This is a genomic window from Actinoplanes sichuanensis, assembly GCF_033097365.1.
GTDB classification, from domain to species: Bacteria; Actinomycetota; Actinomycetes; order Mycobacteriales; family Micromonosporaceae; genus Actinoplanes; species Actinoplanes sichuanensis.
Genome location: NZ_AP028461.1, coordinates 11,638,829 through 11,653,746, shown reverse-complemented (window position 1 = coordinate 11,653,746; position 14,918 = coordinate 11,638,829). Strand labels below are relative to the sequence as shown.

Below are 14,918 nucleotides of genomic sequence, written 5' to 3'. Positions count from 1 at the left end.
CTTGCTCGGTGGAACTAGTTGGAGTGCTGGACCGGCGCCGCCTGGCCGTCGGTGCCGGGCGTGCCCGCCGCCGCCTTCGGTTTCGCGTCGATGCCCGCCTCCAGGCGCTGCTGCGCCGTGATCGGGGTCGGCGCGGTGGTCAGCGGGTCGAACCCGCCCCGCGTCTTCGGGAAGGCGATCACCTCACGGATCGACTCGTTGCCACTGAGCAGCATGCACGTCCGGTCCCAGCCCAGCGCGATGCCGGCGTGCGGCGGCGGGCCGTACTTGAACGCCTCCAGCAGGAAGCCGAACTTGTCCGCGGCCTCCTCGGGCGTGATGCCCAGCAGGTCGAACACCCGGCTCTGCACGTCACCGCGGTGGATACGGACCGAGCCGCCGCCGATCTCGTTGCCGTTCACCACGATGTCGTACGCGTACGCCAGCGCCTTGTCCGGAGCCGACTCGAAGTTGTCGATCCACTCCTCGTTCGGCGAGGTGAACGGGTGGTGCACGGCGGTCCAGCCACCCTCGTCCGTCTTCTCGAACATCGGCGCGTCGACCACCCAGCAGAACGCCCAGGCGGACTCGTCGATCAGGTTCGCCCGCTTGGCGATCTCGATCCGGGCCGCGCCCAGCAGCTCCTGCGCCTCCCGACGCTCGGTCGCCGCGGCGAAGAAGACCGCGTCACCCGGCTTCGCGCCGACCTGGTCGGCCAGGCCGGACAGGTGCTCGGGCGACAGGTTCTTCGCGACCGGGCCCTTCGGCTCACCGGTCTCCGCGTCCAGCACCACGTAGGCCAGGCCGCGGGCGCCCCGGGCCTTCGCCCAGTCCTGCCAGCCGTCCAGCTCCTTACGGGTCTGCGCGGCGCCACCCGGCATCACCACCGCACCGACGTAGCCGCCGGCGTCGATCGCACCGGCGAACACCCGGAACGCGGTGCCACGCAGGTAATCGGTCAGCTCGACCAGCTCGACGCCGTACCGCAGGTCGGGCTTGTCGGAGCCGTAGCGGTTCATCGCGTCGGTCCAGGTGATCCGCGGGATCGGCAGCTGGACCTGGTAGTCGGCGAGCTCGCTCCACAGGCGGGCGACGATCTCCTCGCCGAGCTCGATGATGTCCTCCTGGGTGACGAAGGACATCTCGATGTCGAGCTGGGTGAACTCCGGCTGCCGGTCGGCGCGGAAGTCCTCGTCGCGGTAGCAGCGGGCGATCTGGTAGTAGCGCTCCATGCCGGCGACCATCAGGAGCTGCTTGAACAGCTGCGGGGACTGCGGCAACGCATACCAGGTACCGGGCTGGAGACGGACCGGCACCAGGAAGTCGCGGGCGCCCTCCGGCGTCGAGCGCGTCAGCGTCGGCGTCTCGATCTCGTTGAAGTCGCGGGCGTGCAGCACCTCGCGGGCGATCTGGTTGGCCCGGCTGCGCAGGCGCAGCGCCTTGGCCGGGCCGGAACGCCGCAGGTCCAGGTAGCGGTACTTGAGGCGGAGGTCGTCGGAGGCGGTGATGGTGTCGTCGACCGGCAGCGGCAGCGGAGCCGCCTCGGAGAGCACGATCAGCTCGGCGGCGACCACCTCGATCTCGCCGGTGGCCAGCTCCGGGTTCTCGTTACCGGCGGGGCGGGCGTTGACCTCGCCGACCACCTTCACACAGAACTCGTTGCGCAGCGCGTGCGCGTCCTCCTCGCGGAACACGACCTGGACCACGCCGGAGGCGTCACGGAGGTCGACGAAGATGACACCGCCGTGGTCGCGCCGACGCGCGACCCACCCGGCGAGCGTCACCGTCGTGCCGGCGTCGCTCGCGCGCAGAGTGCCGGCGTCATGGGTACGGATCACGGAAACGTCTCCTAACAGGGATCGCGTCCTTAACAGGGTTCGCGGGGCGCACCCGACATTCTGTCAGGAGCGCCCCGCGCCGCGTGCCACGGGCCGGTCACCGGTCCTCGGGAACCCGCCAGGCTGTGGCACGCAGGCCGGCGGTGCCGGAGCCGCCGACGTCGATGATCTCCACCAGGACCAGGCCGGCCGGGGCCGCCGCGGTGAGCACACACAGCGCGGTGCCGGCCTTGACCTCCACCTGCAGGCCCCGCCCGAGCGGGCCGGTGCGGATCGCCCGGTCACAGTCGGCCGCGTCGGCGTCGGCGCTCACCTGGCGGCTCCCGCCGGTCGCGCCCACGCCGAGGCTGAGCTGTGCCGGCCGGGTCCCGCAGCCGCCGTCGTAGCGGAGATCGGCGAGCACCTCGGCCGCGTCGGCCCGAGGTTCGTCCAGGTCCATGTGCAGCACGCCGGCACACGCCACCTGCAGGCGGAGCGGCTCCTTGGCGTACGCCACCGGGTAGCGCTCGGGCTCCGGCGGCCGGCTGCGGACCGGCTCCGAGGCCATCGGGGCGAACGACGGCCGGGGCGTCGCGGCGGCCCGGGTCGTCTCCAGTACCCGCCAGGAGAACCAGCCGGCGGCGCCCGACGCGAGCAGCGCCAGCAGGCTGAACAGCACCGCCACGACCACGCCGGGTCGGCGCCGCGCCCGCACCGGTCCGGTCGGGACCACGATGTCCCGCGCCACATTCCCCCGGGCGGCCCGCTCGCGCGCCGCACGTTCACGGGCGGCCTGACCCTCCTCGGCGGCGGCGAGCGGCTCGGTCGGGCCGTCCGGATAACCCGGGTCAGGGGTGCGCTGATGGGGCACCCGATGGTCGGGTCGGTGGGCGGCGGGTTCCCGGGGAGCTGCGCGGAATACGGACATGGCGGACTCCCATGGCGCAGACGGTTGAAGTGCTCTTTCGACGCTCAATCACCGTAAACACCATCGATCCACTGGGCCATCCCCCACGAGGGGACGACCACCCGCGAGTACGGCGATCCCGCCGACGATTCACCCGACCGCCGCAGTGACCACCGTCGTCAGATCGCGGCGCCAGTCGTGGCACCGCAGCGGGTTGCCCTTGGGGAACTCGAAGTCCACCGCACCGAGCAGCTCGAACCCGGTCCGGCGGCAGAGCGCGTTGGAGGGCCCGTTGTCGACCCGTGGGAAGGCGTGGCCCCACCGGATCCGGTCCTGGCCGGCCGCGTGCGCCAGGGTCCGGGCCAGCGCCCGCCCGGCCAGGCCCCGGCCCTGGAACTCGGGCAGCACCTTCCAGCCGAGCTCGTAGACGAGTTCGCCCCGCCACTCCTTCTCCCAGTAGCCGACCGACCCGACCGGCCCGGACTCGCCGACCACGATCAGGAACATCTCGGTGGTGCCGTCGGCGATGCCCGCCAGGATCCGCCGGTGCCGGGCGACCAGAGCCTCCTCCGGCTCGACCCCGGCGAGGAACGCCTGCATCTGCGGGGTGTTCGCCCGACGCTGGAGCTCCGGCGCCCGTTCGTCCCATCGCTCCAGCCGGAAGTCGGTCACAGCGCCTCCTGGAAACTCCAGCCGGAAGTCGGTCACAGCGCCTCCTAGAAATAGGTGTGCAGCACGTCCACGACCCGCCGATCCTCGTCGACGACCGGGATGTCGCGCCACTTGTCGAAGGCGGTGCACGGGTGCGAGATCCCGAACCGGATCAGGTCCCCGGGCGTCAGGGTCGTGCCCTCCACAGTCAGGTAGGTGTGGTGGTCGTTGAGCTTCGTCACCCGTACCCCGGTGGCCGGCTCGATCCGCCCGTCGGCCCGGCGCAGTTCCCGCGGCTCGGGCAGCCCTTCGTCGAACGGCGCGTCGCGTTTGCCCATCCCGGCGATGGCCAGGCCCGGCTCGGGCGCCGAGATCACCTGGGCCCAGATCTCCAGCGCCGCCGCCAGCGACCCCTCGCCGGGTACCCGGTTGAACGGTGTCCGCTCCCGGTAGAACCCGTCGTCGTGGCTGACCGTGGCGCCGCTGCGCAGGATCAGCCGGGCCGTCTCGCGGAGCCCGCCGAGACGGTCGACGACCCGGTCGAACCAGGCGCTGCCCCCGGCCGCGACGATCGGCCGGCCGGGCAGCAGACCGGCCGCGACCAGCCGGTGCACGCCTTCGGCGAGCTGATCCAGGTACGCGTCCACGGCGTCCTGATCACGCAGTTGCCCCTCGTAGCCGGCCACCCCGGCGAGCTCCAGCCCGGGGGCCGCGACCACCGCCCGGGCGACCGCCTCCAGCTCGTCGAGACCCCGGACCCCGGTCCGCCCGCCGTCGTGGCCGAGCTCGACGAGCACCCGTAGCGGCCCCCCGGTCCCGGCCGCGGCGGCCACCCCGGCCGGCGAGTCGACCTGGAAGTACGCCTCCCACCCGGCGGCACTCTCGGCGGCCAGCCAGCGCAGCGCCGTCCGGTCGAGGACCTCGTTGGCGATCAGTACCCGGTCGATGCCGAGCCGCCGGAGCACGAGCGCCTGGTTCGGGGTGGCCACGGTCAGCCCCCATGCCCCGGCCGCGGTCTGGGCCGCCAGGAGCCCCGGCGCCATCGTGGTCTTGGCGTGTGGTGCGAGGTCGAACCCGTGCCGCCCGGAGTACGCGGCCATGGTCGCGATGTTGGCCTCCACCGCCGCCCGGCGCACCACCAGTAGCGGCCAGGTGAAACCGCCGTCGAACAGCCCGAGCCCCCGTGGATCGACCGGCCCGTCCGGCGCCCAGAAGCCTTTGCTCCGCCAGTCGACGGTCATGTCGATCGTCATATCGCCCTCCGGTTGTCAGACTTCTCGTCATGGTCGACACCACGCTCTCCGCCGGATTCCGCCGCAACGTCGAGCAGACGTGGGGTGCCGCCGGGCGGGCGTGGTTGTCGGAGCTGCCCGGCCTGGCCGACCGGCTGATGACGGAGTGGGAGCTGTCGCCGGTCGGCCCGCTGCCACTGAGCATGAACTGGGTCGGCCGGGTCCGCCGGGCGGACGGCACCGCGGCCGTGTTGAAGCTGGGTGTGCCGGCGAGCGGTCATCTCGCCGACGAGGCCACGGCGCTGGAGTGTTTCGGCGGGCGGGCGGCCATCCGGGTGCTGGCCCGCGACGACGAGCGGGGTGCGCTGCTGCTGGAGGAGGCCCGGCCGGGCACCCCGGCCACGTCGCTGACCCCCACGGACGACCCGGCGGCGACGGCGGTACTGATCGAGGTGATCAGGCGGCTGCACCGGCCCGCCCCGGACGGGGTCGCGCTGCCGGAGCTGTCCGGCCGCATCGCGTCGTTCCGTAACCACCTGCGGCGTTTTCCGGGTGACGATCCGCTGCCCCGGCACCTGGTGGAACGGGCCGCCGGGCTCTTCGAGGAACTGTGTGCCAGCGCGACCGGGCGGGTGGTGCTGCACGGCGACCTGCACCACGACAACGTGCTGGCCGCCGAGCGGGAGCGGTGGCTGGCGATCGACCCGCACGGTGTCGTCGGCGATCCCGGGTACGAGGTGGGCGCGATGCTCTACAACCCGGATCCGCACGCGCCCGGCGACACCGTCCTGAACGCCGTCGAGGCCCGGATCGAGCAGCTCGCCGACGGTCTCGGCATGCCGCGTGAGCGGGTGCTGGCGTGGGGTTTCGTCCAGGCGGTGCTGTCCGAGGTCTGGTCCTGCGAGGGCGACGGCATGGTCAGCGGGCGGCCGCTGCGGCTGGCCCGTCGCCTCCTGCCGCGGCTGCCCTGACCGGGCTCCGGTCACCCCGGCTCGCCGCGCAGGTCGGCGGTCATCTCGTGCAGTTCGGCGAGACGGTCGACGAGGTCACGGGGGTGACCGGGCGCGTTCGGGCGGGCGTGCTCCGGGCGTGGCCCGGTGAGTGGGCGGTAGTCGACGCCCAGCGCGTCCAGGTGTTCCAGGTGCCGGGGCAGGCGGGCGGCGAAGTCGGCGAAGTCGCGCTCAGCCGGCCCCCAGAGCACCTCGGCCAGGGCGCACAGCCGGGGGAACGCCATGTACTCGACCCGGCGCAGCGACTCCATGTGCTCGGTCCAGAGGTTCGCCTGGGCACCGAGGACGAGCGGGGAGTCCGGCGGCTCGTAGGCGTAGACGTCCTCGAGGGTGAGGAGCGTGCCGACCGGGGTGGGCTCGCCCGGGTCGTCGGACTGCCGGTAGTCGAGGTAGAGGTGCACGTCCGGGCAGCAGACGACCTGGTGCCCGGCCCGGATCGCCACAGTGGCCGGTTCGATGCCACGCCAGGCGGCGATCACCGCACCGTCCGGTGCCCCACCGGCCAGGACCTCGTCCCAGCCGTAGACACGACGGCCCCGGGCGGCCAGGTGGGCGGCCATCCGCGCGGTGAAGTCGACCTGCAGCTCGCGGCCGCCAGGCCACTCGTCGGTCGGGCACTCGTCGCCGCCGATGCCGATGACCTCGGACGGGAAGACGTCGCAGACGTGGTCGAGGACCTGCCGGCAGAAGTCCAGGGTCGCCTCGGACAGGTTGAGGACGTGGCGGGAGATGCCCCAGCCGGTCCGGACCGGACCGTCGAACCCGTTGCCGAGCTCCGGGTACGCCGCGATGGCGGCCTGCATGTGCCCGGGCATGTCCACCTCGGGCACCACGGTGACGTGCCGCTGCGCCGCGTACTCGACGATCCGCCGCAGGTCGGCGGTGGTGTAGAAGCCACCGTGCGGCTGATCGTCGTAGCGGTCGTGGATCCGGGAGCCGAGCATCGTCGACGAGCGCCACGCGCCGACCGAGGTGAGCCGCGGCCAGGCCGGCACCTCGATCCGCCACCCCTGGTCGTCGGTGAGATGCAGGTGCAGCACGTTGAGCTTGTGAAAGGCGATCAGATCAACGAACCTGAGCACATCGGGTACGGGCATGAAGTGCCGGGCCACGTCGAGCAGGACACCCCGCCAGGTGAACCGGGGCGCGTCCTCGATCCGGCCGCACGGCACCGGCGACCCCAGCCGATCGAGGGTCTGCCGGCCGTAGAACAGGCCGGCCTCGGAACCGCCCCGCAGGACGACGCCCTCGGGCGCGAGCTCCAGCACATATCCCTCGGGTGCGAGGTCGTGATCGAGACGCGCGTCGACGAGTGCACCCACGGTGGTGCCGGGCTCCACCCGTACCGAAGAAGGCTTGGGAATCAATCTTTGACCGCCCCTCCGAGACCCGCGACGAGGCGGCGCCGGACGATGAGGAAGAAGATCAGCACGGGCAGCGTCATCAGCGTCGAGGCGGCCATGATCGCACCCCAGTCGTTCTGGTCGGGCTTGAAGAAGACCAGCAGCGCCATCGGCAGCGTCTGACGGTCCGCCTCGCTGATGATGAAGGTCCGCGCGAACAGGAAGTCGTTCCACGCGTGAATGAAGGAGAACACGCTGGTGGCGGCCAGCCCCGGGGCGGCCAGCGGGAGAAGGATCCGGCACAGCACGGTGAACCGGCCGGCGCCGTCGAGCTGGGCCGCCTCGTCCAGTTCGTCGGGGATCGCCTGCACGAAACCGCGCAGCATCCAGATCGCGAACGGCAGGGTGAACGCGGTGTGCACCAGCACCAGCGAGCCGAGCGTGTTCAGCCCGATCCCGGGTACCACCGTGCCCACGTCACGGACCAGGAAGAACAGTGGAATGGTGAGCGCCTCGATCGGCACCATCTGGGCGATCAGGAAGGTCACCAGCAGGGTGGTCCGGAACCGGAACCGGAACCGGGTCAGCGCGACCGCGGCCAGGAACGCGATCAGGCCGGAGACCAGCACCACGACGAGCGCCACGACCAGGCTGTTGAGCAGGTAGCGGCCGAAGTCCTCGACCGCGAGGACCCGGCGGAACGCGTCCAGTGATGGGGCGAGCGTCCACGGCTTCTGGTCCAGTGACTGGATCTCGCCGGCCGGTTTCACCGCGGCCAGCACCATCCAGTAGATCGGGAAGACGGTGACCAGCGCGATCAGCACCGCCACCGAGTCGAGCAGACGACGTCCGGCTCTCACCACTGTTCTCCCGACCGGCGCAGCGCCCGCAGGTAGACGAGGGTGACGGCGAGCAGGATCAGCATCGTCACCACGCCGATCGCGGCGCCACGGCCGTACTCGCTGGAGGCGAAGGCCTGCTGGTAGGCGTACACGTTGAGGGTGAGGTTCTGCCCGGCCAGGCCGCCGCCCCGGGTCATCACGTAGATCTGGGTGAAGACCTTGAAGTCCCAGATGATCGACTGGATGACGACGATCGCCAGCACCGGCCGCAGGATCGGCACCAGGATCCGCCAGAACGTGCGCCACGTGCTCGCGCCGTCCAGGGCGGCCGCCTCCAGCACCGATTTCGGGACGGCTTCGATCCCGGCGTACAGGGTGACCATCACGAACGGGAAGGACGCCCACACCACCACCGCGCCGACCAGGCCGAACGCGGTGTACCTGTCGTACATCCAGTTGAAGCCCTCGATGCCGAACAGTTGGTTGACGAAACCCAGGTCGGTGTCGAAGAGGAACATCCAGGTGGTCGAGCCGGAGACGGCCGGAACCGCCCAGGCGGCCATCGCGGCCAGCGACAGCAGCAGACGCGGGATCCGGCTGATCCGGGTCAGCAGCACCGCCAGGCCCGCACCGACGGCCAGGGTGGCCAGCACGCACCCGGCCGCGAACAGCACGGTGGCCAGCAGCACGTCCCAGAACCGGGCGTCGGCGAACAGCCCGGTGTAGTTCTCCGCCGCCACGAACCGGGTCGGTTGTCCGCCGCTGACCTGCGCCTGGGTGAAGTCGAGCACCGAGAGCAGGCCGAGCTGGTACATCGGGTAGAGGAAGAGACCACCGAGCACCACCAGGGCCGGCAGAAGCAGCCACAGTGGTGCCCGGGTGCGTACTCGGCTCACTTGGTCAGGGCCTCGTCGATCAGCTCGGCGGCCTCAGCGGTGGCCTCGTCGACGCTCGCCTTACCGGTCGCCACCTTCTCGATCATGGTGGGCAGCACGGCCGAGGCGTCGATCTTGCCCCAGCCCGGGTCGAGTGGGACGAACTTCGTACCGGCGTCGATGGTGTCGATGAACGGCTTGACGAAGGGGTCCTTGGCGACCACCTCGGCACTGGCCGCCTTCAGGGTCGGCAGGTTGCCCATCGCGTCGTACATCTCGGCCTGGTACTTCCGGCCGGCCAGCAGGGTGAGGAAGTCGGCCGCCAGGGCCGGGCGCTGCGCGTTCTTCATGATGCCGAGGTTGTTGCCGCCGGCGAAGGCGGGCGCGATCGAGCCCGCGGTCAGACCGGGCAGCGGCACGACCGTGTACCTGCCCTTGGCCGCACCGGCGTCCACGGCGGCCCGGTTGAAGTTGCCGAGGATGCCCATCGCCGCCTTGCCACTGGCGAACAGTTCGACGGTCTTGCCGCCGGTCAGGTCGGCGCAGTTCGGCGGCGGGCAGTTGTCCTCGGCGATCAGGTCGGTGTAGGCCTTGAGACCGGCCCGGGACGGTGCCGAGTCGATCGAGGTGATGTCACCGCCGTTGGCCCAGACGAAGGGCATCGCGGCGTACGTGTACTTGCCGCCCACCGCGACTCCGAACAGCTCCGGTCGCGCCGCCCGGACCGCCCGTGCCGTGGTGGTCAGCTCGGCCAGGGTGGCCGGCGGCTTCAGCCCGAGCTCCTGGAGCACGTCGTTGCGGTAGTAGAGCGCCCGCACCCCGACGTACCACGGCACCCCGAGCAGGGTGCCCTGGTAGGTCGCACTGGCCTTGGCGTCGGCGGCCAGGTCGGCGCCCTCCGGCCAGTCGGTGACCACCGTGCCCAGGTCGGCGAGGCCACCGGCGGTGGCGTACTCGGGCAGGTCGGTGTTGCCGTATTCGACGACGTCGGGCGCGCTGGCCGGGTCGTTGAAGGCGCCCTTGAACCGCTCGCTGCGGGTGTCCACCGCGATGTACTGCACGTCCACCGTGGTGTCCGGGTGGGCGGCGGTGAACTCGGCGATCGCCTCGTCGACCACGGCCTCCTTCGGCGCGCGGTTCGGCTCGTCGAAGAGCCACACCTTGAGGGCGCCGGTCCGCGGCCCGCCGTCGGTCGCGGCGGTTCCCGGCGTGGAGGTGGAGGGGGCACAGGCGGTGACCGTCAGGGCCAGTGCGGCAGCCGCCGCGAGTCGCAGTCTCATCAGCACTCCATACGAACCAGGTTCGTTAATAGTTCGTTTTCGATGCGCCCTAGCGTGCGGCCCTGACCATGCGATCGTCAAGAGTGACTTGACCCGGCGAGGTTGGTCGGCGACGCTACGACGGCAATAACGAACTACTTGAGAACGAGACGGGGCCGGCATGATCGGATTGGTGGTGCACGCCAGCCACCGGGCACGCTTCGCCGACGCGGCCGGCACGCTCACCGGCGTCGAGTTCGCCTGGGCGGTCTACGAGCGCGAGGACGAGATCCGCGACCGGGTGTCCGGCCTGCTCCGCGACCACCGACCGGCCGGACTGCTCCTCGGCCTGGTGCCCTACGCCCGGGCCCGCGACCTGATCCCGGCCGACCTCCCGGTCACCGTCACCCGCTCGGCCGCGCTCGACCTGGCCCTGGCCTGGGCCCGCGCCCGCGGTAACGGATGGCCCGCCACCCCGGTCAGCGTCGACACGTTCACCACCGAGACGATCGACGAGGTGGCCGCCGCCCTCGACCTGGACCGGACGGCGATCTCGGCGCTCCCGTTCGACCCGGACCAGCCGGTCGCCGAGGTCGCCGACTTCCACCGGGAACACCTGGAACGCACCGGCGCGCCCTACGTGATCAGCGTCCGGATGGGTGTGGCCGCCGCCCTGGACGGCCGGACCGCCGTGCTGCACGCCCTGGCCACCCCCGGCACCATCCGCGCCGACCTGCACGAACTCGCCCTGCGCATGCACACCAAACGGGCCGACGGCCAGCGTTTCGCGGCCGCGCTGTTCCTGGTGGCGAAGCCCGAACAGAGCAGCGATCTGGACCGGGCCCGGGTGGGGCTGCAGCACCTGCTGCTGAACACCCCCGAGTTCGCCGACGCCTGGATCGACCATCGCGGCGCGCGCGGGGTGCTGGTCTTCGCGCCCGCGTCGCTGTTCGAGAGCGTCACCCAGCACTGGGTGGGCCTGCCCGTCCTGGCCGAAGCCCGCGAGACGCTCGGCATCCGGGCCGTCGCCGGGTTCGGCATCGGCGCCTCGGCACGGCTCAGCGTCACCCTCGCCGAGCGGGCCGCGGCCCGGGCCGAACAGGACGCCGACCCGGGCGCCTACCTGTTCACCGGCGACGGGATGTCGATCGGCCCGATGGGCGCGTCGGCCACCCCGCTCACCTACACCTACCGGGAGCACGGCGAGATCGAGCGCCTGGCCGGGCGGGCCGGCCTCAGCCCGGCCACCCTGTCCCGGCTCGCCGCGATCGAACGGAACCTGGACGGCCAGCCGCTGTCCCCGGCCGAACTCGCCCGTACGCTCGGCATCACCGACCCCAGCGGGCGCCGGCTGATCCGCAAGCTGACCGGCGCGGGCCTGGTGACCGAGACGGGCAGCGCACAGGAGAGCCGCAAGGGCCGCCCGACCCGGCTGTACCGGCTCGCCATCACTACGGCCCTGGACGCCGCCCGATGATCTGGGACCTGCTACTCACCGGCGGCACGCCCGGCGACGTCGCGATCCGGGACGGCCGGATCGCCGCGATCGGCGACCTGCCCCGGACCGCCCGCACCGTCACCGACGTCACCGGCTGCCTGATCACCCCCGGCCTGATCGACGTACACACCCACGTCGGGCCCGGCTACTGGGGCATCGACCCGGATCCGATCGCCTGGCGGTCAGGCGTCACCACCTGGGTGGACGCCGGGTCGGCGGGCGCGTACACCGCGGCCGGGCTGCGCGCGGTCGCCCGGTCCGCCGCGGTCCGGGTCCACGCCCTGCTCAACATCTCCGCCGTCGGCCTGGCCGGACGCACCGGCGAGAGCCGCGACCTGGACAACTGCGACGTCGCGCTGGCGATCGACACCATCCAGGCCGACCGTGACCTGTTCCACGGCGTCAAGGTGCGCATCGACCGGGAGACCGTCGGCGCCAACGGGGTCGAACCGCTGCGCCGCGGACTGGCCGCCGCCGAGGCGTGCCGGGTCCCGGTCATGGTCCATATCGGCACCGCACCGCCCGCCCTGGACGAGGTGCTCGACCTGCTGCGGCCGGGCGACCTGGTCACCCACTGCGCGAGTGGCATCGCCGCACCGCTCGGCCCGGCGGTCCGCGACGCCGTCGGCCGGGGTGTGCTGCTCGACCTCGGGCACGGCTCCGGCGGCTTCGCCTTCGACGTCCTGGAAGCCCAACTGGCGGCGGGCCTGCGGCCGTTCACGATCTCCACCGACCTGCACGCCCGGTCCCTGCACGGCCCGGTCTTCGACCTGCCGACCACGATGGCCAAACTGCTCGCCTGCGGCGTCGCGCTGCCCGAGGTGATCGCGGCGGTCACCGAACACCCGGCGCGGGCGTTGGGCCTGCCCGGCGGTTCCCTCACCGTCGGCGATCCCGCCGACCTGGCGATCTTCGAGGTACGGGACGAGCCGCTCACCGTCGTCGACGCGCACCGGCAGGTCCGGGTCGCACCGATCCGACTGCACAACCGGGCGACGTACGTGGCCGGCCGTCCCCTGCCGCCCCGGCTGCCGGCCGCCGCACCGCCGTGGATCCCGCTCACCGATGCGCAGCGGGCCGCCCTGGCCCGCCGCGAGCACGACCTCCGTGCCCTGCTCGCCACGCCACTCGTCGACGTCGACGGACTGGCCGAACAGTTCCCCCGAACCTCCCCAGATCCGACCCTGCCCCGATCCGAACCGAGGAGTTCCTGATGCCCAAGCGCGCTGTGATGACCGACAAGGCGGCGCCCGCCGGTGGCCCGTACTCGCACGCCGTCGTCGCCGGCGACACCATCTACCTGGCCGGCGCGATCCCGGCGCTGCCCGACGGCACCCGGGTGACCGGTGACTTCGCCGAGCAGGCGCACGCCGCCTTCCGCAATCTGGCCGCCGTCGCCGAGGCGGCCGGTGCCAGCCTGGACGACGCCGTCCGGGTCGGTGTCTACCTGCGCGACTTCGGCGACTTCCCGGCGATGAACGAGATCTACCGCGAATACATCAAGGGCGACCACCTGCCGGTCCGCACCACCCTGCCGGTACCCCTGGTCGGCTTCGACATCGAGATCGACGCCGTCCTCTACACCGGCGAGTAGACACCCGTCACGGGTAGCCGGGCGCTCTCCTGGGTAGAGGGACATCCATGCCTCACACCGGAGAGTTGCTCGGCGGACGTTACCGGCTCGACGATCGGATCGCCGCCGGTGGCATGGGTGAGGTCTGGCAGGCCACCGACACCGTGCTCGGCCGGGCGGTCGCGGTGAAGACGCTGCTCGCCGACCGGGCCACCGATCCCGGCTTCCAACGCCGGTTCCGGCACGAGGCACAGGCCCTGGCCGCGCTGCGCCACCCGGGTGTGGTGCCGGTCTACGACTTCGGGAACACCGCGGTCGAGGACGCCTACCTGGTGATGGCCCGGGTCGAGGGGCAGCCGCTGAACCGGATACTCGCCGAACGCGGGCGGCTCTCCCCCGCCGAGACCATGTCGGTGGTGGCGCAGGCGGCCCAGGCCCTCGAAGCGGCGCACGAGGCCGGGATCGTCCACCGCGACGTCAAACCCGGCAACCTGCTCATCGAACCGGACGGCACGGTAGTGCTCGTCGACTTCGGGGTGGCCCGCTCGGCGCACTCGGGCACGGTCACCGGCGCGGGCGAGGTGGTCGGCACCGCCCTCTACATCGCACCCGAACAGGTCGCCCAGCATGTGGCCGGTCCGGCCGCCGACGTGTACGCGCTCGGCGCCCTCGCCCACCACTGCCTGGCCGGCCACCCGCCGTTCGAGGGCCGCAACCCGATCGCGATCGCCCTGCAGCATCTGGAGGACGAGCCGCCGGAACTCCCGGCCGACGTGCCACCGGAGGTCCGCGAGATCGTCCGGATCGCCCTGTCCAAGAAACCCGAGGACCGTTTCTCCTCGGCCGGCCTGATGGCCGAGGCGGCTCGCACGGCGGCCGCCGGCCTCGATGCCGGATCGCCGGTGGCGGAGGTTCCGGTGACCGGCCCGGACGACGACCTCGCCGCCACTCGGGCCGGATCACCGTGGATCGGCGTCCTTGGGATGCAACCACTCGACGACACCGCAATCAGCGCCGCCCTTGTCGACACTGCTCCCGGCACCGCACCCGACCACCCCACTCCCGGCATCACACCCGACCATCCCACTCCCGGCATCACACCCGACCGGACCGCTCCCGGCCGCACGGCGCCTGGCGCCGCACTCGATCACACGGCTCCCGGTGCCGCGCCCGGCCGCGCCGCTTCCGGTGCCACGCCCGGAAGCGCCGCTTCCGGTGCCGTCCCGGTGGTTGTTCCCCTACAGCGGCCGGCGACGCCGGATCGGACCGGGCCGGGCACCGGGGCCCGCGCTGACCGGCGGCGCCTTCTTCCGCTGTTCGTGCTGGCCGCGGTCGCTTTGCTGGGCGGTCTGGGGGTGCTGGTCGCGACCGACCCACTGGGCTGGTTCGGCGGCGGGCCGCAACCGACGACGAACGCCCCGGCCGCTCCGGTGAGCTCGGCGCCACGATCCGCCGACGCCCCGGCGGGCGGCGACGGGGGTAAGGAGACGACCCGGCCGGAACGAACCGAGCAGACGGAGAACGACGACCGGCCGACGAACACGACGACGACCACCCGGCCGGCCGAGCCCACGGCGACCACCGCACCGACCGTGACCGAGACGACCGGCGAGACCGCCACCCCGACCGCGACGGCGACGACCCCGGCCGAGACCGGCGAACCGGGCGACGACGAGACGGACCCGGGCGACAACACCGAAAACTAGAGAGGGCCACTGCCGACCTGCCGTTGATCTTGTGAGTATGCGCCCGTCGAGCAGCCCTAACCCTCACAAGATCGCCGGCAGTCGGCGCCCACCGCATCGATCCTGTGACGTTTCGGCCGGCCGGCCGGCCGGCGCAACCTCACAAGATCGTGGCAGCAAACCACGACCTCGACTGCAAAGACCCCGGAGGCCATCCCAACGACACGGGAGGAACTCCTAAAACGCC

At 72.1% G+C, this 14,918-nt stretch carries 13 protein-coding genes; 5 read left to right on the top strand and 8 right to left on the bottom strand.

The features are described 5' to 3' along the window. Positions 1 to 14: 14 nt before the first annotated feature. From aspS to Q0Z83_RS53360, 4 genes are all read right to left on the bottom strand, one after another. Positions 15 to 1,817 carry an aspartate--tRNA ligase gene (aspS, locus tag Q0Z83_RS53375; protein WP_317791233.1) on the bottom strand — a complete coding sequence of 601 codons (1,803 nt, stop codon included), beginning with the start codon at positions 1,815 to 1,817 and terminating at the stop codon, positions 15 to 17. Between the two features lie 97 nt (positions 1,818 to 1,914). Continuing rightward, positions 1,915 to 2,724, bottom strand: coding sequence for a hypothetical protein (locus Q0Z83_RS53370; protein WP_317791232.1), 810 nt, complete (start codon positions 2,722 to 2,724; stop codon positions 1,915 to 1,917). 129 nt (positions 2,725 to 2,853) lie between these two features. Then, positions 2,854 to 3,375 carry a GNAT family N-acetyltransferase gene (locus Q0Z83_RS53365; protein WP_317791231.1) on the bottom strand — a complete coding sequence of 174 codons (522 nt, stop codon included), beginning with the start codon at positions 3,373 to 3,375 and terminating at the stop codon, positions 2,854 to 2,856. A 44-nt stretch (positions 3,376 to 3,419) separates the two neighbouring features. After that, entirely contained in the window at positions 3,420 to 4,607 is a 1,188-nt protein-coding gene (locus Q0Z83_RS53360; RefSeq protein WP_317791230.1) for an alanine racemase, read from the bottom strand. A gap of 29 nt (positions 4,608 to 4,636) precedes the next feature. Between Q0Z83_RS53360 and Q0Z83_RS53355 the strand changes: the two genes are divergently transcribed. Beyond that, positions 4,637 to 5,557: an aminoglycoside phosphotransferase family protein gene (locus Q0Z83_RS53355; RefSeq protein ID WP_317791229.1), complete on the top strand. Its 921-nt coding sequence runs from the start codon at positions 4,637 to 4,639 to the stop codon at positions 5,555 to 5,557. An 11-nt stretch (positions 5,558 to 5,568) separates the two neighbouring features. Here the strand turns inward: Q0Z83_RS53355 and Q0Z83_RS53350 are convergent, their stop codons facing one another. The 4 genes from Q0Z83_RS53350 to Q0Z83_RS53335 are packed head-to-tail and all read right to left on the bottom strand — an operon-like array spanning position 5,569 to position 9,936. Further along, positions 5,569 to 6,918: a beta-N-acetylhexosaminidase gene (locus Q0Z83_RS53350; protein WP_317791228.1), complete on the bottom strand. Its 1,350-nt coding sequence runs from the start codon at positions 6,916 to 6,918 to the stop codon at positions 5,569 to 5,571. Positions 6,919 to 6,959: 41 nt separating this feature from the next. Beyond that, the gene (locus Q0Z83_RS53345; RefSeq protein WP_317791227.1) at positions 6,960 to 7,799 is read right to left on the bottom strand and encodes a carbohydrate ABC transporter permease; all 840 of its coding nucleotides are present in this window, start codon (positions 7,797 to 7,799) and stop codon (positions 6,960 to 6,962) included. Next, a complete protein-coding gene (locus tag Q0Z83_RS53340; protein WP_317791226.1) occupies positions 7,796 to 8,677 on the bottom strand; it encodes a carbohydrate ABC transporter permease in 882 nt (293 codons plus the stop codon). Before Q0Z83_RS53340 ends, Q0Z83_RS53345 begins: the two co-directional genes overlap by 4 nt. Beyond that, positions 8,674 to 9,936, bottom strand: a complete 1,263-nt coding sequence (locus Q0Z83_RS53335; protein WP_317791225.1) for an extracellular solute-binding protein — start codon at positions 9,934 to 9,936, stop codon at positions 8,674 to 8,676. The genes Q0Z83_RS53340 and Q0Z83_RS53335 overlap by 4 nt, the downstream gene beginning before the upstream one ends. A 160-nt stretch (positions 9,937 to 10,096) precedes the next feature. On the opposite strand from Q0Z83_RS53335, the gene Q0Z83_RS53330 reads away from it, so the two are divergent. Genes Q0Z83_RS53330 through Q0Z83_RS53315 form a run of 4 tightly spaced genes read left to right on the top strand, consistent with a single transcriptional unit; the run spans position 10,097 to position 14,692 of the window. Next, complete coding sequence (locus Q0Z83_RS53330; protein ID WP_317791224.1) at positions 10,097 to 11,392, top strand: MarR family transcriptional regulator; 1,296 nt, start codon at positions 10,097 to 10,099, stop codon at positions 11,390 to 11,392. Further along, positions 11,389 to 12,627: an amidohydrolase/deacetylase family metallohydrolase gene (locus tag Q0Z83_RS53325; RefSeq protein WP_317791223.1), complete on the top strand. Its 1,239-nt coding sequence runs from the start codon at positions 11,389 to 11,391 to the stop codon at positions 12,625 to 12,627. The genes Q0Z83_RS53330 and Q0Z83_RS53325 overlap by 4 nt, the downstream gene beginning before the upstream one ends. After that, positions 12,627 to 13,007, top strand: coding sequence for a RidA family protein (locus Q0Z83_RS53320; protein WP_317791222.1), 381 nt, complete (start codon positions 12,627 to 12,629; stop codon positions 13,005 to 13,007). Before Q0Z83_RS53325 ends, Q0Z83_RS53320 begins: the two co-directional genes overlap by 1 nt. A gap of 47 nt (positions 13,008 to 13,054) precedes the next feature. Beyond that, positions 13,055 to 14,692 carry a serine/threonine-protein kinase gene (locus tag Q0Z83_RS53315; protein ID WP_317791221.1) on the top strand — a complete coding sequence of 546 codons (1,638 nt, stop codon included), beginning with the start codon at positions 13,055 to 13,057 and terminating at the stop codon, positions 14,690 to 14,692. The last annotated feature ends 226 nt before the right edge of the window (positions 14,693 to 14,918 follow it).